Below are 1,478 nucleotides of genomic sequence, written 5' to 3'. Positions count from 1 at the left end.
TTATAGAGTTGCTGGTCTTCTGGAAAAGTGAGGGGCGCAGAAAGCTCGCGGCGCAGGTCGATCAGGTGGAAAGCGACGACGCCTGGTTGCGCAACGTTGACGCTTCCTCGTACACATATTGGTCGGTTTTTTTGATTTGCTTGCTGTTCGCGGGTCTTTTTCAATGGGTCGGCGTGTCCTTGATCCCGTTGATGAAGGGCGGTGGCAACTATGCCATGGATTGGGGAAAAATAGCTCTTGTCCGCCCTGAGGTCATATCTGTTCCCGAAACAGTCGTTTTTACCGGGCTCGCTTACCTATACATGTGCCTAGTGTTTTATCTTTTCTTCGTAGGTCTCATTTTGCTCTATACGGTTGCTCATGATCTTTGGAGAATTGGAGACGGATTGAAGAAGCTGCCGCATGTTGATCATCAGCAAGATCTCAATGAAGCCGGCCTCACAGTGATGCGTGGGATTTTTCGGTGTACTGTTTTGGGGGTTCTGGTCGCCATATGGATGAAGGTCCAAAGCTCTTTTCTGGCGTCCAGTGGTGAGAATATTGTGGCGTGGTTGGTAGGCGATATGTCTTCGATGTTCCAAGGTCGCGATGATGTGAGCACCGGGTTCCGCTATCGTATGCCGACGCATTACAGCAGCCTTCTTATAGTTATTTCGACCTGTTTTGTATTTCTGTATGGCTCCATCCGACTAGGTGTCGGAGGTCGATTTCATTCGCCTGTGTGGAAGATGTCGGCGGTCGTGGCGTTACTTGTTGTCAGCTACTTGTTGATCGACGCGTTTGCCGGCTTTTCGGCCCTTCTGGCCATTTCAGTGCTAGTCGCACTATACGGCCTGTTCGATCCAGGATTGGGCCGCTGGCGAGCGAGCGAGTTAGGAAACAATCAGAGTGTTTCATAGTTGGCTCGATCGTTGGGACGAACGCCGGGCCCTTCGCGGTGAGGAAGGGAAAAAACCAACGGATTTCGTCCTTGACGCGGAATGCGCCTTTCCCGGTGCGAAGACGATAACAAGTATCGAGGAATTCTGTGCCCTTGCGGACCAAGCCGTGGCTGATCCAGCCTTTTTCGATGAGCCGAGTGTGAGTGATCAGGGTTTTGAAAGGCTAGATGGATGGCTCAAGTTTCCATCGGACATTTCTACTGATATCGAACAAAACAATGTCGTCTGGACAAAAATCACAGAAAGCGGGTCGTTCGATCATGCAATGGTGATTTTTCACCATTGGAATGCAGTCGCCCGGAATCGTCTGATTGCCAACTTTTTCTCGCAGCGTGGCATCACGGTTGTCGAGATGGCCATGCCTTATCATTTCGAGCGCAACCGTCCTGGCGCCGCGTACGCCGACTACATGCTTAGCGCTAATCTCGGCCGAACGATCCAATCTGTAAGGCAGGCGGTATTGGATGGGCGAAAACTCATACGTTGGATGAAACACGAAGGCTATAGAGAGATTTCCGTGCTCGGAATGAGCTTAGG

General features: G+C 51.1%; 1 protein-coding gene and 1 pseudogene. Both read left to right on the top strand.

Going from position 1 to position 1,478, the window contains the following annotated elements; translation table 11 throughout:
• Nucleotides 1–899 (top strand): hypothetical protein (locus EN749_RS35645; RefSeq protein WP_128364921.1); only part of this gene is annotated, 899 nt, incomplete at its 5' end.
• Nucleotides 889–1,478: pseudogene (locus EN749_RS35640) on the top strand (dienelactone hydrolase-related enzyme); the annotation flags it as partial. The gene EN749_RS35645 and the pseudogene EN749_RS35640, both read left to right, overlap by 11 nt.

The organism is Mesorhizobium sp. M7A.F.Ca.ET.027.02.1.1 (genome assembly GCF_004022985.1).
Classification (GTDB): Bacteria; Pseudomonadota; Alphaproteobacteria; order Rhizobiales; family Rhizobiaceae; genus Mesorhizobium.
The sequence above is the reverse complement of the archived record's forward strand: the minus strand, read 5'-3'. Positions and strand labels throughout refer to the sequence as shown.